The organism is Salmonella sp. SAL04196 (genome assembly GCF_046550835.1).
Classification (GTDB): domain Bacteria; phylum Pseudomonadota; class Gammaproteobacteria; order Enterobacterales; family Enterobacteriaceae; genus Salmonella; species Salmonella enterica.
The window spans coordinates 225,092-244,965 of sequence record NZ_JBGDXE010000005.1 but is presented as its reverse complement, the minus strand read 5'-3'; the positions used below and the strand labels follow the sequence as shown (position 1 = coordinate 244,965).

Below are 19,874 nucleotides of genomic sequence, written 5' to 3'. Positions count from 1 at the left end.
TTTACTCCAGAAATACATAAGCGTCCCTGTCGCATTATTCGACAGGGAGCATTAAGAAGACATTAATGTGCCGGGTGATGAACAGCGTTAAAACCTAGCTTACACAGCAAGGCGGCTGCCGTTTCGTCGTCACACATCACGTATAAAGACGACCATTCACGGCGCTCAAGATAATTTTTACGCAATTTATCAAATTCACCCGGAATTCCAGCGACTTTACGCAGTGGCGCATCGTCGCGGCGCACATCATACACCAAATGCGCCAGTCTTTTCAGCGTCGGTTGATCCAGCGGGCCGTGAAGCGTAATACGACCAAACTCAGGCGCAGGCAGTAATGTCTCCAGCGCGACATGCTGCTCGCGACCGATAAACGCGCTATACGCCTCAAAGACCTGGGTGGTGCCGCGCGCTTTGCCTTCCAGCGTATAGCCGGCAATATGCGACGTGCCGATATCCACGGCTTCCAGTAGCGCGACGTTAAGATCCGGTTCGCCCTCCCACACATCAAGCACCACGCTCAGCGGCTGCCCGGCATTAAGTCGCGCCAACAACGCGGCGTTATCCACCACCGGACCGCGGCAGGCGTTAATGAGAATGGCGCCGGGTTTCAGTCGACGGATCAGCGTCTCATCGGCCAGATGCAGCGTTTTGTACGGTCCGTCTTTATAAAGCGGCGTATGGAAAGTCAGGACATCCGCTTCCTGCACCAGCTCATCCAGCGTACGAAAATCACCCTCGTCCCCGCGTGCGGCGCGTGGCGGATCGCACAGCAACGTGCGGATACCCAACGCTTCAAGCCTGGTCTGTAGCCGGCTTCCGACGTTACCCACGCCGACAATCCCTATAGTGCGATCGCGTAACGAAAAGCCGTCACGTTCGGCCAGCATCAACAGCGCGGAAAACACATACTCCACCACGGCGATAGCATTACAGCCGGGCGCGGCTGAAAAACCGATGCCCGCCTGCTTCAGCCATGCCTCATCCACATGATCGGTGCCTGCCGTAGCAGTACCAACGAAGTTAATCGGCGTGCCGCTCAGCAGCGATTCATTCACTTTCGTGACCGAACGCACCATTAACGCATCGGCATGGTTCAATTCTTCAACGGGGATCGGGCGACCCGGCACTGCCTTTACCTCACCCAGGCGGCTAAATAATTCGCGGGCGTAAGGCATATTTTCATCAACGAGAATTTTCACGACTGTCGTACCTGTTTGAGAACGAGAGTTAACCGAACAAGTGTGCCATAATCTGGCCGCCAGGCATATATTGCTCAGATTTATGGTTAAAGGATAATTAATTATGCATCCCATCTCCGGTGCCCCTGCACAGCCTCCAGGCGAAGGGCGTAATCCTCTTTCCGCTGCGAGCGAGCAGCCGCTTTCCATGCAACAGCGTACGGTACTGGAAAGGCTGATCACGCGCCTGATTTCACTGACCCAGCAGCAAAGCGCGGAAGTATGGGCCGGAATGAAACACGATCTGGGGATAAAAAATGACGCGCCGCTACTGTCGCGCCACTTCCCCGCCGCTGAACAGAATCTTACCCAGCGTCTGGGCGTAGCGCAGCAAAATCACGCCAATCGTCAGGTGCTTTCACAGCTAACAGAGCTGCTTGGCGTCGGGAATAATCGTCAGGCCGTCAGCAATTTTATCCGTCAGCAATACGGTCAAACCGCGCTTAGCCAGCTTACGCCCGATCAACTCAAAAACGTGCTGACGCTCCTGCAACAGGGGCAGCTTTCCATTCCGCAGCCGCAGCAACGTCCGGCAACGGATCGGCCATTATTGCCTGCTGAACATAATACGTTGAATCAGTTGGTGACGAAGCTGGCGGCCGCGACCGGCGAGTCAAACAAACTTATCTGGCAATCAATGCTGGAACTCTCCGGCGTGAAAAGCGGCGAGCTCATTCCGGCAAAGCAGTTTACCCATCTGGCGACATGGCTACAGGCGCGGCAGACGCTGTCACTACAACACGCGCCTACGCTACATACGCTGCAGGCTGCGTTAAAGCAACCGCTTGAGCCAGACGAGCTCACAGCGATCAAAGAGTATGCCCAACACACTTATCAAATTCAGCCGCAAACGGTGCTGACCACCGCCCAGGTGCAGGACTTACTTAACCATATTTTCCTGCGTCGCGTAGAGCGGGAGGCGAATGAGCTGGAACCGCTCTCTATTCAACCCATCTACCGCCCGTTCGCGCCGATGATTGAAACCGTGAAAAATCTGTCTGCGCGACCAGGCCTGTTGTTTATCGCGCTAATAATTGTACTGGCGCTTTTCTGGCTGGTTTCTTAACCACGCCGGAACGATAATATCGTCACCAGGATGCCAACCACCGCGGAGATCGCTCCCGCGAGGAATACGGAAGGATAGCCGCATGACGTGGCCAGCATGCCCGCCAGCGGGCCGGTAACGCCGTAGGAGATATCCTGAAACGCGGCGTAGCCGCCGAGCGCCGTACCGCGTACCTGTGCAGGTACGCGTTTCACAACCTCCACGCCCAGCGCCGGGAAAATCAGTGAACACCCTGCCCCGGTGAGCGCCGCGCCTACCAGCGCTATCCAGGCCGTCGGCGCCAGCCACAAGAGCAGCAGTCCTGCCGTCTCAACCAGCAATGAGACAACGGCGACCTTCACGCCGCCAAAGCGGTCCGGCATCCAACCGAACAACATGCGCATCAGTACAAACGCACCGCCAAACGCGGTCAGGGTGAATCCCGCCATCGTCCAGCCATTGCTGACAAAATAAAGTGAAATAAACGTACCGATGACGGCAAAGCCCACGCCCTGCAATGCCAGGCCCAGGCCCGGTTTCCAGATAAGCCCGACCACGCTCCACAGTGAAGGTCGCTCCCCCGTATACGCAGGCACTTTACGCACGGTGCCGTTGAATGCCCAGGCCAGCAGCGGTAAAACCATCGTCGTTCCCGCCAGCGCCGCGAAGCCAAAGTGGCTATGGATCAGCAAGCCCAACGGCGCACCGGCCGCCAGCGCGCCGTAAATCGCCATTCCGTTCCACGACATCACCTTACCCGAACGCGTTGGGCCAACCAGCCCCAGTCCCCAGGTCAGGGTTCCGGTCAGCAGCTGGCTTTCGCCGAAACCGAGAATTAAGCGCCCGACAATAAGCAGCGCGAATTTTACCGGCGCGGAAACCGGCAACAGCGCGGCCAGGAGCCAGGCGGCGCCCGCCAGCCCGCAGGCAAACATCCCCTGTAACGCCGATCGTTTAGCGCCATATTGATCCGCCAGCCGTCCGGCATAGCCGCGCGTCAGTACCGTCGCAAAAAACTGAATGCCCACGGCGATCCCAACCATCGTATTGCTATAGCCCAGTTCGTGATGGACAAAAAGCGGGATGACGGGTAACGGCAGGCCGACCGTCATATAGGTCAGGAAAACCGCAAAGGCGATGCGGAACAGCGAAAAATTCGCAGACGGGGTCGTTGTTTTTTGGCTAACTGCTGTCATGCATTACTCCAGAATGCAGAGTAAGGCGGGGAAAGGCCACGCCCCCCTCTACCTGAACGTCAGGATTAAGGTGCGTTGGATAACGTTAAACGCTTACGCATTATCGGAAGGATAATGTAGAGAGTGAAGTCTGCCTGTGAGACGCGAAACTTGTCAACCTTGAAATTGCAGCCAGGGTATCAACGCGGCGGCGTGTCATCAAACAGAAAGGGAAAGACCGCTTTCATCCCTCTCACCTTAAACCGTCCGGTCACCTGCTTGCGCTGTTCTGGCGTCAGTAACCTGAACATCATCTCCCAGATATCTTCAGGCTCCGCTTCCTGTAAGGAAATGGGTTCTGGCGTCGGTTCCTCTCCGCTGTCGTCCAGATAACGATGAACATAAAGAGGGAAAACAGATATATGAAACTCCTCGGCCTTTGATTTAACACGCTTACGCCTGACACCCTCTTTCCCTTCGCTGTACTTATACAAACGTTCGCGAACCGCAGGCTCGCTTCCCGGAAACCCCGGTAAGCCAAGACATTCCTTAACCGTGAACCATTCCTTTGCCATCGGTTTCTTTCCTTTCCTCTGATGAAATAAAAATATTTCTTCTTTTGCGCGAAATTTTGCTTTCTTTCTGGCACTATTCTTAGAGTGAAAAAGAAAGTAACTTTCTTTTTCTCACGCTAATTTTCACTTTAAAAATATCGGTGCCGATAACACATCTTCTTAGGATTACAGAATGGAACCAAAAAGCCAAGACTGGCATCGTGCAGATATTAAAAGTGCACTGGAAAAAAGAGGTATTACGCTCAGAGATCTTTCTCGTCAGGCCGGTTTATCACCTGATTCACTGCGCAATGTCTTTACCCGCTCCTGGCCGAGAGCCGAACGGATTATTGCGGACGCGCTTGGCATCACGCCCCAGGAGATCTGGCCGTCGCGCTATGGCGATATGCAAATAAAAAATGATGCCAATACCGCAGAATAATAATTAATGTTGAATAAATTGGCCCTAACTTATCAATCTCAACAATTAATAAATATTTAAACTTATTCTATTGAAAATAGTAATAGCACTATTTGTCATGCTTCCCGAATTAAATACTGTTAAAGCATTACGTCATTGCTATTATGTATTTTATTAACAGGAATCATTATGAGTTGGGATAAAAGAATGGCGGTTAATTATGCCAAAACGCATGCAGGTTCTCATTCTCAAGGCCGGTGTGCGGAATTTACCCGAAAGGCAATTCAGGCGGGCGGTATCACGCTGGGGCATACATATCATGCGAAAGATTATGGCCCAATGTTAAGAAGCGCCGGATTCACCGCTATTGGTACCTATGAAATGCCGCGCGAGGGTGACGTCATCATTATTCAACCTTACGCTGGCGGAAACCCGAGTGGTCACATGGCGATATATGATGGCACAGAGTGGTATTCAGATTTTAAACAACGCGATATGTGGGCCGGCCCGGGCTACCGGGCAGCCAGGCCCTCATATACCATCTACAGGAAGAATTAATGAAAACGTTCTCCCTTGTCGCGCTTATCCTGTTGCTTTGTAGTTGCTCTGCGCCTCATCACGACAGTACGCAGGCCGTGAAGCAGTTCTATACCTCATGGATGACGACGTTCACGAACGATGTGAATCCCCCTGACGACACCACCGCCTTAATGCAACGTTACGTCGCTAAAGAGGTTATTCATCGCCTGGCGCTAATACAGTCCCTTTATGAACAGGAGATTGTGGGGGCTGATTATTTTATGTATGCGCAGGACTATGCGCCAGAGTGGATTCCACAGTTACGGGTTGGGAAGGCACACCCTTTCCTCGGCGGAGAAAAAGTGGATGTTCTGTTGGCTACAGAGTCAACGCCCATCCACCTGGAAGTTTATACCCGTTGGGAAGAGGGACGCTGGAAAATTTACCGCGTTCGGGATGCTGATAAAGGTTATGAACAGCCGATTTATGACGCAGGCGCCATCACCCAGGCTGAGGCCTGGTCAGCGAAAGTCGCGCCGGAATATAAGAGGCATTAAAAAAGGGAACCGCCATCGGTCTCTTGTTCGTACCGGAGAGGTTAAAGCGCCTATTGCATCAGGCGCTTATTCCGTCGCTGAAAACAGTAAGCCGAAAATAACCCAGGCATTATTTAAAATATGAAGTATTATCGGTATCATTAGCCCACGGCTTCTCATTCGAACAACGCATAATATCGATGAAAAAACAAACAGATAAACAAAAGTCACCGCAAAGAGATATTGTGTATGCATAAATGCAAAAGCGAGTGAGGTAATAATAATACCGGAAACTCTTGAGTACCGACCCCAACCGATACTGCTGTTTAATAAAAACCCTCTGAATATAATTTCCTCCGCCACAGGAGCCAGAAAGCACATCGCCAGCGTGTTAAGAAATTTATGAAGAAAAAATTGCCTTGATAACTCGGCCATCCAGGGTTCCGGGCCACTAAAAGCATTGTAGAGAACGGTAAGGCACACCAGGGCCAACGCCGGAAAAAAACATTCCACAAATGATAAGCGGCCCAATGATAAAAACGGATAATACTTTGAATAAATACTCCAGGCGGCAATCGCATAGACAAAAACAATACTATATATAAAAGGCGCAGCCAGACCTGCCAAATAAAGCCAGGCATAGGAAGGCGAAAATGAGGCAAAAACAAAAATGCCAAGCAAACCAAATAAAACAGCCACACAACTCAAACTATGCCTAATTTTATCTAATGTATTAGTTGGCATTTATAGAATATCCATATAATTTGTTGTTCCCTGAATGAAAAAACAGGTCGCATTAGCGACCTGTTTCATTATTGATACTACAACGTAATAGTCAGGCTTACAACTTACGCATCACCAGCGTGGCGTTGGTGCCGCCAAAACCGAAGCTGTTAGACATTACAGTAGTCAGTTCACGCTCGGTCGTTTCGGTCACGATGTTCAGGCCCGCGGCCTGCTCATCCAGCTCTTCGATGTTGATACTCGGCGCGATAAAACCGTGCTCCAGCATCAGCAGAGAGTAGATAGCTTCCTGCACGCCTGCGGCACCCAGCGAGTGGCCGGTCATCGCTTTGGTCGCGGAGATAGCCGGGCTGTTATCGCCAAACACTTCACGGATTGCACCGAGTTCTTTCACGTCGCCTACCGGAGTAGAGGTACCGTGAGAGTTCAGGTAGTCGATCGGCGTGTCTACGCCGTGCATCGCCATCTGCATGCAACGTACTGCGCCTTCACCAGACGGAGCAACCATGTCTGCGCCATCGGATGTTGCGCCGTAACCGACGATTTCCGCATAGATATGCGCGCCGCGCGCCAGAGCGTGTTCCAGCTCTTCGACAACAACCATACCGCCACCGCCTGCGATGACAAACCCATCACGGTGCGCATCATAGGTACGGGACGCTTTTTCAGGCGTATCGTTATATTTGGTGGACAGCGCGCCCATCGCGTCGAACTCACAGGCCATTTCCCAGCACAGCTCTTCGCCGCCGCCAGCAAAAACGATGTCCTGTTTGCCCAGTTGGATCTGTTCAACCGCATTGCCGATACAGTGTGCGGAGGTCGCGCAAGCGGAGCTAATGGAGTAGTTCACGCCATAAATTTTAAACGGCGTAGCGAGGCAGGCGGAAACGCCGGATGCCATTGCTTTCGTCACCACATACGGGCCCACGGCTTTCAGACCACGCGGGCTACGCATGGCGTCTGCGCCAAAGACCTGGAATTTCGGGGAGCCGCCGCCGGAACCTGCAATCAGGCCGACACGCGGGTTATTCTGATAGACTTCCGGCGCCAGACCGGCGTCGGCCACTGCCTGCTCCATAGACAGATAAGCATAGATGGAGGCGTCGCTCATAAAGCGCACGACTTTGCGGTCAATGAGGCCAGTGGTATCCAGTTTTACGTTGCCCCATACCTGGCTACGCATGCCGGCGTCCTTCAGCTCCTGAGAGAAAGTGATCCCTGAACGTCCTTCACGCAGAGATGCCAGGACTTCCTGCTGGTTATTACCGATGCTGGAAACGATGCCCAGGCCAGTAATCACTGCACGTTTCATTCAATACCTCTGTAATTCGCACTATTTTTAAGTTTCGATTGGCACAATAGCGTACACTTGTACGCCGAACAAGTCCGATCAGCCATTTAGTACGGAAATTTGCGCCGTCAGGCACACATCGTTAAGATCGCGATACCGCCCGTCAGACGAGTAACTTACGTGAAACAATACGCCATACAACCCGCCACACTCGAATTTAACGCTGAGGGTACACCTGTTTCCCGAGATTTTGATGATGTCTATTTTTCTAATGACAATGGACTCGAAGAGACACGCTACGTTTTTCTTGGCGGCAATCGTCTTGAGGAGCGATTTCCCGTACATTCACATCCATTATTTATAGTCGCGGAAAGCGGTTTTGGCACCGGACTCAACTTCCTGACGCTGTGGCAGGCGTTTGACAGCTTTCGTTCTGCGCACCCACAGGCGATGCTGCAAAGGTTACATTTCATCAGTTTTGAGAAATTTCCGTTAACGCGCGGCGATCTGGCGCTGGCGCACCAACACTGGCCGGAGCTCGCGCCCTGGGCAGAGCAACTGCAGGCGCAATGGCCGCTGCCGCTCCCGGGGTGCCACCGCCTATTGCTGGATCGGGGTCGGGTGACGCTGGATTTGTGGTTTGGCGATATTAATGAACTGACCGACCAACTGGACGCCACGCTGAATCAAACAGTCGACGCCTGGTTCCTCGACGGTTTTGCCCCGGCGAAAAATCCGGATATGTGGACGCCAAACCTGTTTAACGCGATGGCTCGGCTGGCGCGGCCCGGCGCAACGCTGGCGACGTTTACCTCGGCGGGTTTCGTCCGTCGGGGATTGCAGGAAGCCGGTTTTACCATGCAAAAACGCAAAGGCTTCGGACGTAAACGCGAGATGCTTTGTGGAGTGATGGAACAACACCTCATGCCGACTCTTTCCTCGCCCTGGTTTTACCGCAGTGGAAGCGAAAAACGTGAAACGGCGATCATTGGCGGCGGCATCGCCAGCGCGCTGTTATCACTGGCGTTACTGCGTCGCGGCTGGCAGGTGACCCTCTATTGCGCGGACGACCAGCCCGCCCAGGGCGCTTCCGGTAATCGACAGGGCGCGCTTTATCCGCTCCTTAGCAAACATGACGCCGCCATTAATCGCTTTTTCCCGACCGCATTCACCTTTGCCCGTCGCCTGTATGATGCCCTGCCCGTCTCTTTTGATCATGACTGGTGCGGCGTGACGCAGCTCGGATGGGATGAGAAAAGCCAGCAGAAAATTGCCCAGATGCTGTCCATGGCGCTGCCCGCCGGACTGGCCTCGGCGCTCAATGCCGAAGAGGCGGAACAGGCGGTTGGCGTGACGACACGCTGCGGAGGAATTACCTATCCGGCAGGCGGCTGGCTGTGCCCGGAACAATTAACTCGCGCAGTCATCGCACTGGCGACCGAACAAGGTTTACAAACGCGCTTTTGCCATACGCTCACGTCGCTCGTTGCGCAGGAGTCGCGCTGGCAACTGCGCTTTACGTCAGGTGAAACCGCCAGCCATGAGACCGTCGTCCTGGCGAACGGCCATCAGATTAACCGTTTTGATCAGACCCGGCCGCTGCCGGTTTATGCCGTCGGGGGGCAGGTCAGTCATATTCCCACCACCCCCGCCCTCTCGGCGTTGCGTCAGGTGTTATGCTACGACGGCTATCTGACGCCGCAAAATCCGCATAATCAGCAGCACTGTATTGGCGCCAGCTATCACCGGGGCGACGAAAGCACCGTCTGGCGCGAAGAAGATCAGCGTCAGAACCGACAGCGTCTGCTTGACTGTTTTCCGGATGCGAAATGGGCCACAGAGGTTGACGTTAGCGACAACAGCGCCCGTTGCGGCGTGCGTTGCGCAACCCGCGACCATCTGCCGATGGTGGGCAATGTCCCGGATTACCACGCCACGCTGACGCATTACGCCGATTTAGCCGATAATAAAACGTCGGCGGCGCCTGCGCCTGTGTATCCGGGTTTATTTATGCTCGGCGCGCTGGGATCGCGCGGTTTGTGCTCAGCGCCATTATGCGCAGAAATTCTGGCGGCGCAGATGAGTAACGAGCCGATTCCACTGGATGCCGGTACGCTGGCGGCGTTAAATCCGAATCGGTTATGGGTGAGAAAGTTATTGAAGGGAAAAGCGGTGAAGTAATGGGCCTGTCAATAGCGGAAGGCGGCAAGCGTCGCCTTCCGGCCCACGGCGTTATTGTTTTGCCTTGTCGAACAAATTGTCCCACATCGCTTTGACTAACGCCTGATCGCGCGGCGACAGTTCACCGGCGCCGATCGCTTTTTCCAGACTTTGGCTAACGTTGGCATAGACCGCCTCGACGGAGTGGTCATCACCGCTCTCCAGCTCGGCAATGGCTAACGTCAGGTGGCCACGCAGGTATCCACTGGCAAAAAGCTCATCGTCGCTGGCGTGCTCTACCATATCGTCAATTAATGCCAGAATGCGTGATTCAAACTCCGCGATCATCTTCTTTCCTCATTGTAAACGTGGCGCTGGCTTTAATTAAGCGCTTCCGGCCACGGGAACTGTTCCGCCTTAAGTTCGGGCGTGTGATAGTAATTCTGTAGCGCTTTGATGAAGCGGGCCGGACGTTCAGGAATGCCCTGCTCCAGATACGCCATTACCTGCGCATGAACCCGGCGCTGAAACGCCACGCGATCCGGCTCAATATCGCCTTCCAGATTGTCGCAACTGACGTTAAAGGGATACCCCGCCGCCACGCAAAATAACCAGTCGAAAGCCTGTGGCTTCACCTCCACGTCTTCGAATTGACTTTGAGTCTGCGCGTCGCGTCCGTCCGGGCAGTACCAGTAACCAAAGTCAACCAGTTCGCGGCGCGCCTTACCGGCGATACACCAGTGAGAAATCTCATGCAGCGCGCTGGCGTAAAACCCATGCGCAAAGACGATACGGTGGTACGGTACCTGCGCGTCAGCAGGAAGATAGATCGGTTCGTCGTCGCCTTTAATCAGACGGGTATTAAATTCTTCGGCAAAGCAGCCGTTAAAAATCTCAATTAACTGTTCGTAATGGTGCGTACTGTTCATTAATTCATCCCCAACCAGTGGAGGATCTCCTGTCCGTGGCTATCATAAAGTAACCTGGCGCTCATTACCGCCGAGACAATAACGATCATCGGTCTGATAAGTTTTTGGCCTTTGCTCAACACCAGACGCGCCCCCATTCGCGCCCCTAAAAACTGACCAACCAGCATCACGAAGCCCGTCGCCCAGATCACTTTGCCGCCGATGATAAATAACAGCAGGCCGCCAACGTTGGAGGTAGCGTTAAGCACTTTGGCATGTGCCGTGGATTTCGCCAGGTTATAGCCACATAAGGTGACAAACGCCAGAGCGTAAAACGACCCGGCGGCAGGCCCGAAAAAACCGTCGTAAAACCCGACGCATCCCCCGGCTATCAGCGCGAACGGTAATCCATACAGGCGGCGCTGGCGATCTTCCTCGCCCAGCTTCGGCATCAATAAAAAATAGAGGCCGATGAAAATCACCAGGATAGGCAAGATCTGGCGCAAAATATCCGCCTGCACGTGCTGCACCAGTAGCGCACCGCTCATCGAGCCAATGAACGTCATCAGAATATTGAGCTTTTGCTCCGCCAGGTTTACCACTTTACGGCGAATAAAATAGAGCGAAGATGAGAGGGAGCCGCCACACGCCTGTAATTTATTGGTCGCCAGCGCATTTGCCGGCGACATCCCGGCGGCCATCAGCGCAGGGATAGTGAGCAGCCCTCCGCCCCCGGCGATAGAATCAATAAATCCTGCCAGTACGGCGACAAAAAACAGCACCACCAGCAGCAGCGGGGAGACCATAAACAGATCATAAAAATTGTCCATCAGAGTACATGCTCATCCAGTAGCGCCTGGCAGGAAGGCGGCAACGGCGGCGGTGTCTTCTTCTCAGGCTTTGTGGTGCCAGGTTTTGGCGGTTCGAACCAGCTTTGCAGTTCAGCGCCGCATCCATCGCCCGGCGGGGGTAAAGGTTGATCTTCGCACTCCAGGCTGTCGGCAGGGCAGCGTAAACGCACGTGCATATGCGCGCGATGCTGGAACCAGGGGCGTACTTTACGTAGCCAGTCACGATCGCTTCCGGCATCGAGGCAAAGCTGTTGTTTAATGGCCGGATTGACGAAAATACGGGTGACGTCATTGTCTTGTGCCGCCAGTTTGATCAGACTGGCGATATCCGACGACCAGCGCGACGGCACGACATGTTTACCGTCGCGGGACACCAGATCTAACGCCTGCGGGCGCAATAGCTGCGCCTGGCTCCAGCGCGTTTTCGGCAACTGCAAGAAAATATCCACATCAAGCCCGGTCTGATGACTGGCGTGTCCGCCATTAAAGCGGCCTCCGGCAGGCATCCCCATGTCGCCTATCAGGACGGTTCCGAGCCCCCGTTGCTGCGCCTGATGACTCAACCGCTGGATAAACATGACCAGATCCGGGTGGCCGAAATAACGGCGCTGATCGGTGCGCATCACCTGATAATTATCGGACTGTACCGGCAACGTGTCGGCGCCAATGATGCATCCGTTGGCAAAGCTACCGATAGACTGGGCTGCGCCGGGGACAGGATGAGTTATTTTCTGCCACGGCGTCGCCGCCAGGCTGGCGCTACTGACAAACCATGCCAGCAGCGCAATCGCGGTTTTTTTCATTTCTTACCAGCGTGGAATCTCTGTCTTTACATCCGCATTCTGTGCCCGATGGCGCAGCAGGTGATCCATCAGCACGATCGCCAGCATGGCTTCTGCGATCGGCACTGCGCGAATCCCCACACACGGATCGTGGCGCCCTTTGGTGATCATCTCGACTTCTTCACCCATCCGGTTGATCGTACGTCCCGGCACGGTAATGCTGGAGGTAGGTTTCAGTGCCATATGCGCCACAATGTGTTGCCCGCTACTGATGCCACCGAGGATGCCGCCAGCGTGGTTGCTCTGAAAACCCTGCGCCGTGATTTCATCGCGATTCTGGCTGCCGCGCAGCGCCACCACGTTAAATCCTTCGCCGATCTCCACGCCTTTCACCGCATTGATGCTCATCAGCGCATGGGCGATGTCCGCATCCAGTCGGTCAAACACCGGTTCGCCAAGCCCTGCCGGCACGCCGCTCGCCATCACCGTTACTTTCGCGCCGATGGAGTCGCCCTCTTTTTTCAGCGCGCGCATCAGTTCGTCCAGCGCGTCAAGTTTGTCCGCATCGGGACAAAAGAACGGATTAAGCTCAACCTGACGCCAGTCTTTAATCTCCAGCGGAATGTCGCCCATCTGGCTCAGGCAGCCGCGGATTTCGATACCGAACTTTTCCGCCAGGTATTTCTTGGCGATCGCCCCTGCCGCTACGCGCATCGCGGTTTCACGCGCGGAAGAACGTCCACCGCCACGGTAATCGCGCAGGCCGTATTTCTGCTCATAGGTGTAATCCGCGTGTCCCGGACGAAAAACATCTTTAATCGCGCTGTAGTCCTGCGAGCGCTGATCGGTGTTTTCAATCAGCAGGCCAATGCTGGTGCCGGTCGTCACGCCATCAAACACGCCGGAGAGAATTTTTACCTGGTCCGGTTCGCGGCGCTGGGTAGTATAGCGCGAGGTGCCGGGGCGGCGTCTGTCGAGATCGTGCTGCAGATCGGCCTCCGTCAACGGGATGCCGGGCGGTACGCCATCGACGATACACCCAAGCGCCAGCCCGTGTGATTCGCCGAAAGTGGTTACGCGAAAGAGTTGTCCAATTGTGTTTCCTGCCATCACGGCTCCGTTATCGTTGTTGTCGTTTGCGTGTTTTAATCTTTATAAATATTGAAATGTTCACGGGCCGCGAGCAACTGCGCTTTGGTCAACATAAAGACGCCATCGCCGCCGTTGTCAAACTCCAGCCAGGTGAACGGCACATCCGGATACTGCTCCATCAGATGTACCATGCTGTTTCCGACTTCACAAATCAGAACGCCGTCATCGGACAGATAATCCGGCGCATTTCCCAGGATACGGCGGGTCAATTTTAGGCCGTCAGTGCCGGACGCCAGCCCCAGCTCAGGTTCGTGGCGATATTCGTTCGGCAGATCGGACATATCCTCCGCATCGACATAAGGCGGGTTAGTGACAATCAGATCGTACTGAACTTTCGGCAGATCGCGGAACAGATCGGAACGGATTGGCGTCACGTGATGGATAAGACCGTGTTCTTCAATGTTATGCTCGGCGACAGCCAGCGCATCCGGCGAAATATCGACCGCATCAACCTCTGCGTCCGGGAAAGCATAAGCACAGGCGATGGCGATGCAGCCGCTACCGGTACACATATCCAGAATATATTTCGGCTGTTGACTAATAAGGCCGGCGAAGTGGTTATTAATCAGCTCGCCAATCGGCGAACGCGGCACCAGCACGCGCTCATCGACATAAAATTCGTGGCCGCAGAACCAGGCTTTATTGGTCAGGTAGGCGACCGGGATACGCTCGTTAATGCGACGAATCACTCGCTCGACAATGCGGTGTTTTTCGCTGGACGTCAGCCGCGCGGTCCGCATATCTTCCGGAATATCCAGCGGCAAATAAAGAGACGGCAACACCAGTTGTACCGCTTCATCCCACGGGTTATCGGTACCGTGTCCATACCAGATATTCGCCGCGCTAAAGCGGCTTACCGCCCAGCGCAACATGTCCTGAATGGTATGCAGTTCACTTACTGCTTCATCGACGAAAATTTTATCCACGTATTCCTCCAGGGCATGCTCGCATTAAATTCGGCGGCTAGTTTGCCACGAAGACAGGGATAAATCAGCATTGACGCGGCGGGAGAATACGAAAAATCCGTTTTGACCGTTCGGATATCCTCCGGGTCGGGTAAACTAAGGCAAAAGATCAGACGAGACCCACGAATGAAAAAGAAAACATCGCTCAGCGAGGAGGACCAGGCGCTGTTCCGTCAGCTGATGGTCGGCACCCGAAAGATTAAACAGGATACTATCGTCCATCGGCCACTGCGCAAGAAAATCACGGAAGTCCCTACCCGAAGGTTAATTCAGGAACAGGCGGACGCCAGCCACTATTTTTCTGATGAGTTCCAGCCGCTGCTCAATACGGAAGGGCCGGTAAAGTATGTCCGTGAAGATGTCAGCCATTTCGAGCTAAAAAAAATGCGCCGCGGCGACTATTCGCCAGAACTGTTTCTGGATTTACACGGCTTAACGCAGCTTCAGGCCAAGCAGGAACTGGGGGCGCTGATTGCCGCCTGCCGTCGGGAACATATTTTTTGCGCCTGCGTCATGCATGGACACGGTAAACATATTCTGAAACAGCAAACGCCGTTATGGCTGGCGCAGCATCCGCATGTGATGGCCTTTCATCAGGCGCCGAAAGAGTACGGCGGCGACGCCGCGCTGCTGGTGTTGATTGAAGTGGAAGAGTGGCAACCGCCCGAATTACCCTGATGCGGAATTGCCGGATGGCGGCGCAAGCGCCTTATCCAGCCTACGAACAGCCAGCGCTGTCGTAGGCCTGATAAGCGAAGCGCCATCAGGCAGCAAAGATTAAATCGCTTTCGCCATTTTCAGATTGCAGGGACTCATTTGCCAGTTGAATGTCCCCTTGCCGCTTTCATCAAGCGTAACGTTGGCAATTGCGGACGTCGTGAACATCGGCGGCGTTTCGCCCGGACAAAGCTCAGATACCAGGTATCCGACCAGAGGTAAGTGAGAGATCACCAGCACCGATCCGATCTCTTCATTAGCCAGCGCCTGGAGGTAGGCGCTGACCAGACCGACATCGCCACAGGGCGTTAGCTCCGGCAGGACATCCACCTGAGCCGGCAGATTCATACAATCGCCGACCACATCTAACGTCTGTTCGGCCCGAAGAAACGGACTCACCAGAACACGTTCGATATCCACTTTTTGACCTTTCAGCCAGTTCGCCATCAGGCGAGACTCGTCACACCCACAAGAGGTCAAGGGACGAACCGAATCACTGGCGGCATCGAGGGCTGCGTCGCCGTGACGCATGATAAAAACTTGCATATTGCACCGCTTTTGTTAACCAGTTTCACCAACACGCTTACCACATGCCCCTATTGGCTGCGGCAAAAATGCGGTGGCCGGCATTGTGCCTTATCCATTCACTGAATGAAACGCTGTTTTTTACCTCAATGGCGTAAGTATAGTCAATCCTTGATTATTATTTCGCCACTAAGGAGGCATTCAGTGCGGATTCATATTCTCTTTGACCTCAATTTCCCTGGTCAGTTTCCCTATTCGTCCAGAAATGCTCCCTGCGCTCCGCCATGCGCACTAATTGTTCACAAGGCGCGTAACGAGGACCGTAAAGTGCGGCCAGGCGCTGTAATGTCGCCACCATTTCACCCGGCCCGAGAGCATCCATATAGCGGAACGGGCCACCGAGAAACGGCGGAAAACCGATACCAAACACGGCGCCGATATCGCCATCGCGCGCGCTGCGAATCACTTTTTCGTCGAAACAGCGCGCCGCTTCGTTAAGCATTAACATGACACAGCGCTCTGCCACCTGCTGCGCAGACAATCGACTCTGCCCTTGTACGCCAATAAGCTTATAAATAGCAGGGTCAACCTGTTTTTTGCTTTTACGCCCTTTTTCGCCATAAAGATAGAAACCGCGACCATTTTTTCTACCTTTGCGATCGTCATTCAAAATTGAAGCGACAACATTTGCAGGCGCGCTAAAACGTTCTCCATACGCCGCCTCAAGCACAGGAATAATTTTAGTGCCCGTGTCGATTCCTACCTCATCCAAAAGTTGGATTGGCCCCACCGGAAAACCAAATTTTACCAGGGCGGCGTCAATATGTTCGACGCGTTCGCCTTCAGTCAGCATCCGAATCGCCTCATTGATATATGGCGCAAGAATTCGGTTAACATAAAACCCGGCTTTATCGCTGACGACTATCGGGGTTTTACCCTGTTTTTTCGCCAGCTTAACGGTCGTGGCGATGGTCTGCGCGGAAGTAGACGCATGAGGAATGACCTCAACCAGCGGCATTTTTTCGACCGGGCTAAAAAAGTGCAATCCAATCACCTGTTCCGGTCTGGCCGCATTCGCCGCAATATCGCCAATCGGCAGGGAAGAAGTATTGGAGGCAAAAATGGTGTGAGCAGCGCAATTTTGTTCCACTTCCGCCACCATCTGTTGTTTTAACGGCAGATCTTCAAACACCGCTTCAATGACCAGATCACGATGACTGAAACCACGGTAATCGGTCGAACCTGATATCAACGCCAACTGTTTATCGCGTTCGCTGGCTTTGATATGGCGGCGGCGTACTTTTGTTTCAAGCAGATCCCAGCTGTACTTCAGAGCATGATTGATTCCCTGAGTATTTATATCCTTAATTCGTACTGGCAAGCCGCCTTTACAGGCCGTAACCCAGGCGATACCGCCGCCCATTAACCCGCCGCCTAAGATGCCCACGCTGTTCAGCGGGCCGGGCGGCGCATCGCTACCGGGATCTTTTTTCACCTCGGTACTGGCAAAGAAAATAGCACGCAGCGCCTGCGATTGAGGCGTCATCGCCAGCTCGCCGAAAGCGCGCGCTTCCGCGTCATAGCCGCTACTGCTGCCCTGCGCCAGTCCGGTTTCAATCACATCAATGATCCGCTCCGTCGCCGGATAATTACCCTGCGTTTTTTGCGCCGTCTTTTTACGCACCAGGCGAAATAACAGCGCGCGCCCCAGCGGCCCCGCCAGGATACGTTCACGGACCGGTAATGTCCGTTGCGCCAGACGTTCTTTTTTAGCCAGCTCGACAGCCGCTTCCAGTAAAATAGTTTGCGGCACCACATCATCAACCAGCCCGGCTTTAAGCGCCTGTCTGGCGCGAAGCTGTTTACCTGTCAGGATCATATCCAGCGCGGTACTGACCCCCACCAGCCGTGGAAGTCGCTGCGTTCCGCCCGATCCCGGTAAAAGCCCTAACTGTACCTCCGGCAGTCCAAGAACGGTTTTAACGTCATCGGTACAGATGCGCCGATGGCAGGCCAGCGCCATTTCAAGGCCGCCCCCCAGACAGGCGCCATGAATGGCGGCGATAACCGGAACAGGCAACGCCTGGATCTCCGCCATCAGTTGTTGCCCCTGACGCGCCAGCGTTTCCGCTTCCTGCGCGTTTTGGCAGTGGCCTATCATGTTGATATCAGCGCCAGCAATAAAGTTATCTGCTTTGGCTGAGATAAAAACAACGCCCTGCAACGCTTTATTTTCCCGGATCTGCTTCAGGATGGCGCGTACCTGCGCGGCAAACTCCGCTTTCAGGGTGTTCACCTTTTCTCCAGGGACATCAATAGCGACAACCGCGACATTATCCAGACGCACGTTAAGCATAAAAGCTGATGTGGTAGTCATTATTCCGCCTCCAGAACCATCGCCGCGCCAAGACCGCCAGCCGCGCAGGCCGTGACCAGGCCAAAACCTCCGCCCCGACGCCGTAATTCATGCAACGTTTGGGTTATCATCCGCGCGCCCGTTGCGGCAAAAGGATGCCCGTAGGCGATTGAGCCGCCGAGCACGTTGAATTTAGCGTCATCCACCTCCCCTGTTGCCTGCGCACGACCAAGCACCTCACGGGCAAATCGTTCGCTGCCCAGCAGTTGTAAGTTCGCCAGAGTCTGGGCGGCAAACGCTTCATGCATGTCAAAAAGCGTCAGATCGGCCATCGTCAACCCGGCCCGCTCCAGCGCCAGCGGCGTTGACCAGGCCGGCCCCAATAGCATGTCCTGCCAGACATCAATAGCGGTAAAGGCGTAGCTGCGCAGATAACCAAGCGGGTGCAGCCCCAGCTCTTTAGCGCGGGATTCGGTCATCAGAATAACGGCGGCAGCGCCGTCGGTCAGCGGTGTACTATTGGCGGCGGTCACGGAGCCATGTTTTCTGTCAAAAGCGGGACGCAGTTTAGCGTAGTCCGCCAGCGTGGAGGTGCCGCGAATGTTGTTGTCTTCTGCAAAGGGGTTTTTATACGGCGGCACATAGGTCGTCATCACTTCTTCCGCCAGTTTACCCTCCGCCCATGCCTGCGCGGCGCGCTGATGTGAACGATGCGCCAGCGCGTCCTGCTGTTCACGCGTAATACCATACGTTTTCGCCATCTGTTCGGCGGTATCGCCCATGCGCAGACCGGTGGAATACTCAGCAACGGCGGGAGGAACGGGCAGCAGGTCGCGTAAGCGCAGACGAGAAAAAAGCGTCAGCCGTTGGCGGGTCGTCCGGGCTTTATTGACATCAACCAGTACCCGCGCCAGGGCTTTACTCACGCCTATTGGCAGTACCGACGACGAATCTGCGCCGCCAGCGATACCCGCGCGTATCGTGCCGGCCATCAGGCTTTCCGCCACATTCGCTACCGCCTGAAAACTGGTGGCGCAGGCGCGGCTTACGCTATAGGCATCGGTATGAACATTCATCCCCGTACCCAGCACAATTTCGCGCGCAATATTGGGGGCTTCCGGCATTTGTACTACCTGACCAAAAACCAGTTGCTCAATGGCATCGGCTGGAATTTCACTGCGCGCCAGCAGCTCGCCTACCACCATCTTGCCGAGATCAACAGCGGGAATACCATGAAATGCAGTGGCCTGACGAGCGAAGGGGGTTCGTAACCCACTGACAATAGCAATGCGATCGCCCTGACGGGTGACCAACGGTAAAGCCTGACGCATAGTACTCCCCTGTAAAAAAATAAATTAGTGGTCTGACCTGATCACAGTCTTAACCAATTTTTTACATTTAGCCAAGCAGAGAGAAAAGAAAGTGGGAGCTAAGGCACAGTGAAGGGAAGCGACAAAAAAAGAAAACGCCTCCGCCAGATGATGACGGAGGCGTCGTGAATGAACGGATTAACGCAGGCCGAGCTGGAAGATCAGCGTTTCTGCTTCGCAGGCGAAAACAAAATCAATATCCAGACGAACGCCTTCGGATTCCTCGGTAAAGGTTGGCGTAATTTGGCAAGGTTCAGACTCCACGCTACGCGCTTTTTCGGTTAACGCCGCCAGCGTCTCTTCAGCCTCTGCGCGGGTAGCGAATACGCGGCTGTATGACGCGGTGCAATCGGAGTTGTCCATGATGGTTCCAACGTCCATACAGCAGCAAACCGGGGTTTCATCAGCACTGCATTTACTCATTGTAGATTTCCTCTGTATTTGCACCCAGGGTGCCAGATAAACGATGGGGATATTTTACGCTCCCGGCATTCGCCTCTCCAGTCGTTAATGGTGGGAAACGCGTTAAGTGACCGAAATCACACTTAAAAATGATCTAAAACAA

Annotated in this window: 21 protein-coding genes; 6 read left to right on the top strand and 15 right to left on the bottom strand. The window is 54.2% G+C overall.

Annotated features, from left to right (window positions below):
* Positions 1 to 62: 62 nt before the first annotated feature.
* On the bottom strand, positions 63 to 1,199 hold the full coding sequence (gene pdxB / locus ACLJPE_RS18030) for a 4-phosphoerythronate dehydrogenase PdxB (RefSeq protein ID WP_000699176.1): 1,137 nt from the start codon (positions 1,197 to 1,199) through the stop codon (positions 63 to 65).
* Positions 1,200 to 1,302: 103 nt separating this feature from the next.
* On the opposite strand from pdxB, the gene flk reads away from it, so the two are divergent.
* On the top strand, positions 1,303 to 2,304 hold the full coding sequence (flk, locus tag ACLJPE_RS18025; RefSeq protein WP_410966017.1) for a flagella biosynthesis regulator Flk: 1,002 nt from the start codon (positions 1,303 to 1,305) through the stop codon (positions 2,302 to 2,304).
* On the opposite strand, the gene ACLJPE_RS18020 is transcribed toward flk, so the two are convergent.
* On the bottom strand, positions 2,301 to 3,479 hold the full coding sequence (locus ACLJPE_RS18020; RefSeq protein WP_000127731.1) for an MFS transporter: 1,179 nt from the start codon (positions 3,477 to 3,479) through the stop codon (positions 2,301 to 2,303). The two genes, flk and ACLJPE_RS18020, sit on opposite strands and share 4 nt — an antisense overlap.
* 179 nt (positions 3,480 to 3,658) lie before the next feature.
* On the bottom strand, positions 3,659 to 4,033 hold the full coding sequence (locus ACLJPE_RS18015; protein WP_001051266.1) for a hypothetical protein: 375 nt from the start codon (positions 4,031 to 4,033) through the stop codon (positions 3,659 to 3,661).
* A gap of 172 nt (positions 4,034 to 4,205) precedes the next feature.
* On the opposite strand from ACLJPE_RS18015, the gene ACLJPE_RS18010 reads away from it, so the two are divergent.
* The 3 genes from ACLJPE_RS18010 to ACLJPE_RS18000 all read left to right on the top strand — a co-directional run bounded on the left by ACLJPE_RS18010 (position 4,206) and on the right by ACLJPE_RS18000 (position 5,509).
* The gene (locus ACLJPE_RS18010) at positions 4,206 to 4,454 is read left to right on the top strand and encodes a transcriptional regulator (protein WP_000433429.1); all 249 of its coding nucleotides are present in this window, start codon (positions 4,206 to 4,208) and stop codon (positions 4,452 to 4,454) included.
* Positions 4,455 to 4,622: 168 nt separating this feature from the next.
* A complete protein-coding gene (locus tag ACLJPE_RS18005) occupies positions 4,623 to 4,991 on the top strand; it encodes an NlpC/P60 family protein (protein ID WP_000118256.1) in 369 nt (122 codons plus the stop codon).
* The gene (locus ACLJPE_RS18000) at positions 4,991 to 5,509 is read left to right on the top strand and encodes a YbjP/YqhG family protein (RefSeq protein WP_023212346.1); all 519 of its coding nucleotides are present in this window, start codon (positions 4,991 to 4,993) and stop codon (positions 5,507 to 5,509) included. The genes ACLJPE_RS18005 and ACLJPE_RS18000 overlap by 1 nt, the downstream gene beginning before the upstream one ends.
* A 66-nt stretch (positions 5,510 to 5,575) precedes the next feature.
* Here the strand turns inward: ACLJPE_RS18000 and ACLJPE_RS17995 are convergent, their stop codons facing one another.
* Together ACLJPE_RS17995 and fabB are read right to left on the bottom strand one after the other, a co-directional pair.
* Positions 5,576 to 6,232: a CPBP family intramembrane glutamic endopeptidase gene (locus tag ACLJPE_RS17995; RefSeq protein WP_001142909.1), complete on the bottom strand. Its 657-nt coding sequence runs from the start codon at positions 6,230 to 6,232 to the stop codon at positions 5,576 to 5,578.
* Positions 6,233 to 6,329: 97 nt separating this feature from the next.
* Positions 6,330 to 7,544, bottom strand: coding sequence for a beta-ketoacyl-ACP synthase I (gene fabB, locus ACLJPE_RS17990; RefSeq protein WP_000817161.1), 1,215 nt, complete (start codon positions 7,542 to 7,544; stop codon positions 6,330 to 6,332).
* Between the two features lie 159 nt (positions 7,545 to 7,703).
* Between fabB and mnmC the strand changes: the two genes are divergently transcribed.
* The gene (gene mnmC / locus ACLJPE_RS17985) at positions 7,704 to 9,704 is read left to right on the top strand and encodes a bifunctional tRNA (5-methylaminomethyl-2-thiouridine)(34)-methyltransferase MnmD/FAD-dependent 5-carboxymethylaminomethyl-2-thiouridine(34) oxidoreductase MnmC (protein WP_039514300.1); all 2,001 of its coding nucleotides are present in this window, start codon (positions 7,704 to 7,706) and stop codon (positions 9,702 to 9,704) included.
* Between the two features lie 51 nt (positions 9,705 to 9,755).
* Here mnmC and ACLJPE_RS17980 read toward each other — a convergent pair whose 3' ends face one another.
* The 6 genes from ACLJPE_RS17980 to prmB are packed head-to-tail and all read right to left on the bottom strand — an operon-like array spanning position 9,756 to position 14,302.
* Positions 9,756 to 10,031, bottom strand: a complete 276-nt coding sequence (locus tag ACLJPE_RS17980) for a YfcL family protein (protein ID WP_000559749.1) — start codon at positions 10,029 to 10,031, stop codon at positions 9,756 to 9,758.
* Positions 10,032 to 10,063: 32 nt separating this feature from the next.
* On the bottom strand, positions 10,064 to 10,612 hold the full coding sequence (locus tag ACLJPE_RS17975) for an elongation factor P hydroxylase (protein ID WP_001089211.1): 549 nt from the start codon (positions 10,610 to 10,612) through the stop codon (positions 10,064 to 10,066).
* Positions 10,612 to 11,421 (bottom strand): sulfite exporter TauE/SafE family protein, encoded by an 810-nt coding sequence (locus ACLJPE_RS17970; protein WP_000368596.1) that lies wholly within the window; start codon positions 11,419 to 11,421, stop codon positions 10,612 to 10,614. Before ACLJPE_RS17970 ends, ACLJPE_RS17975 begins: the two co-directional genes overlap by 1 nt.
* Entirely contained in the window at positions 11,421 to 12,245 is an 825-nt protein-coding gene (mepA, locus tag ACLJPE_RS17965; RefSeq protein WP_000750429.1) for a penicillin-insensitive murein endopeptidase, read from the bottom strand. The genes ACLJPE_RS17970 and mepA overlap by 1 nt, the downstream gene beginning before the upstream one ends.
* Before the next feature lie 3 nt (positions 12,246 to 12,248).
* Entirely contained in the window at positions 12,249 to 13,334 is a 1,086-nt protein-coding gene (gene aroC, locus ACLJPE_RS17960) for a chorismate synthase (protein WP_000918451.1), read from the bottom strand.
* 35 nt (positions 13,335 to 13,369) lie between these two features.
* Positions 13,370 to 14,302: a 50S ribosomal protein L3 N(5)-glutamine methyltransferase gene (prmB, locus tag ACLJPE_RS17955; protein WP_001542329.1), complete on the bottom strand. Its 933-nt coding sequence runs from the start codon at positions 14,300 to 14,302 to the stop codon at positions 13,370 to 13,372.
* A 165-nt stretch (positions 14,303 to 14,467) separates the two neighbouring features.
* Here prmB and smrB point away from each other — a divergent pair, with 165 nt between their 5' ends.
* Positions 14,468 to 15,019, top strand: coding sequence for an endonuclease SmrB (gene smrB, locus ACLJPE_RS17950; RefSeq protein WP_000730794.1), 552 nt, complete (start codon positions 14,468 to 14,470; stop codon positions 15,017 to 15,019).
* Between the two features lie 99 nt (positions 15,020 to 15,118).
* On the opposite strand, the gene sixA is transcribed toward smrB, so the two are convergent.
* The 4 genes from sixA to ACLJPE_RS17930 form a co-directional block, all read right to left on the bottom strand.
* A complete protein-coding gene (gene sixA, locus ACLJPE_RS17945) occupies positions 15,119 to 15,604 on the bottom strand; it encodes a phosphohistidine phosphatase SixA (RefSeq protein ID WP_001195805.1) in 486 nt (161 codons plus the stop codon).
* Between the two features lie 208 nt (positions 15,605 to 15,812).
* Positions 15,813 to 17,960, bottom strand: a complete 2,148-nt coding sequence (gene fadJ, locus ACLJPE_RS17940) for a fatty acid oxidation complex subunit alpha FadJ (protein WP_000214136.1) — start codon at positions 17,958 to 17,960, stop codon at positions 15,813 to 15,815.
* On the bottom strand, positions 17,960 to 19,270 hold the full coding sequence (gene fadI, locus ACLJPE_RS17935) for an acetyl-CoA C-acyltransferase FadI (RefSeq protein ID WP_001248130.1): 1,311 nt from the start codon (positions 19,268 to 19,270) through the stop codon (positions 17,960 to 17,962). Before fadI ends, fadJ begins: the two co-directional genes overlap by 1 nt.
* A gap of 177 nt (positions 19,271 to 19,447) precedes the next feature.
* Positions 19,448 to 19,732 (bottom strand): YfcZ/YiiS family protein, encoded by a 285-nt coding sequence (locus tag ACLJPE_RS17930; protein ID WP_000030904.1) that lies wholly within the window; start codon positions 19,730 to 19,732, stop codon positions 19,448 to 19,450.
* Positions 19,733 to 19,874: the final 142 nt, after the last annotated feature.

Coding starts and splice junctions, on each gene's coding strand:
- flk (WP_410966017.1), top strand. CDS start 1,303: ATGCATCCCATCTCCGGTGCCCCTGCACAGCCTCCAGGCGAAGGGCGT.
- ACLJPE_RS18020 (WP_000127731.1), bottom strand. CDS start 3,479: ATGACAGCAGTTAGCCAAAAAACAACGACCCCGTCTGCGAATTTTTCG.
- ACLJPE_RS18015 (WP_001051266.1), bottom strand. CDS start 4,033: ATGGCAAAGGAATGGTTCACGGTTAAGGAATGTCTTGGCTTACCGGGG.
- ACLJPE_RS18010 (WP_000433429.1), top strand. CDS start 4,206: ATGGAACCAAAAAGCCAAGACTGGCATCGTGCAGATATTAAAAGTGCA.
- ACLJPE_RS18005 (WP_000118256.1), top strand. CDS start 4,623: ATGAGTTGGGATAAAAGAATGGCGGTTAATTATGCCAAAACGCATGCA.
- ACLJPE_RS18000 (WP_023212346.1), top strand. CDS start 4,991: ATGAAAACGTTCTCCCTTGTCGCGCTTATCCTGTTGCTTTGTAGTTGC.
- ACLJPE_RS17995 (WP_001142909.1), bottom strand. CDS start 6,232: ATGCCAACTAATACATTAGATAAAATTAGGCATAGTTTGAGTTGTGTG.
- fabB (WP_000817161.1), bottom strand. CDS start 7,544: ATGAAACGTGCAGTGATTACTGGCCTGGGCATCGTTTCCAGCATCGGT.
- ACLJPE_RS17980 (WP_000559749.1), bottom strand. CDS start 10,031: ATGATCGCGGAGTTTGAATCACGCATTCTGGCATTAATTGACGATATG.
- ACLJPE_RS17975 (WP_001089211.1), bottom strand. CDS start 10,612: ATGAACAGTACGCACCATTACGAACAGTTAATTGAGATTTTTAACGGC.
- ACLJPE_RS17970 (WP_000368596.1), bottom strand. CDS start 11,421: ATGGACAATTTTTATGATCTGTTTATGGTCTCCCCGCTGCTGCTGGTG.
- mepA (WP_000750429.1), bottom strand. CDS start 12,245: ATGAAAAAAACCGCGATTGCGCTGCTGGCATGGTTTGTCAGTAGCGCC.
- aroC (WP_000918451.1), bottom strand. CDS start 13,334: ATGGCAGGAAACACAATTGGACAACTCTTTCGCGTAACCACTTTCGGC.
- smrB (WP_000730794.1), top strand. CDS start 14,468: ATGAAAAAGAAAACATCGCTCAGCGAGGAGGACCAGGCGCTGTTCCGT.
- sixA (WP_001195805.1), bottom strand. CDS start 15,604: ATGCAAGTTTTTATCATGCGTCACGGCGACGCAGCCCTCGATGCCGCC.
- fadJ (WP_000214136.1), bottom strand. CDS start 17,960: ATGACTACCACATCAGCTTTTATGCTTAACGTGCGTCTGGATAATGTC.
- fadI (WP_001248130.1), bottom strand. CDS start 19,270: ATGCGTCAGGCTTTACCGTTGGTCACCCGTCAGGGCGATCGCATTGCT.
- ACLJPE_RS17930 (WP_000030904.1), bottom strand. CDS start 19,732: ATGAGTAAATGCAGTGCTGATGAAACCCCGGTTTGCTGCTGTATGGAC.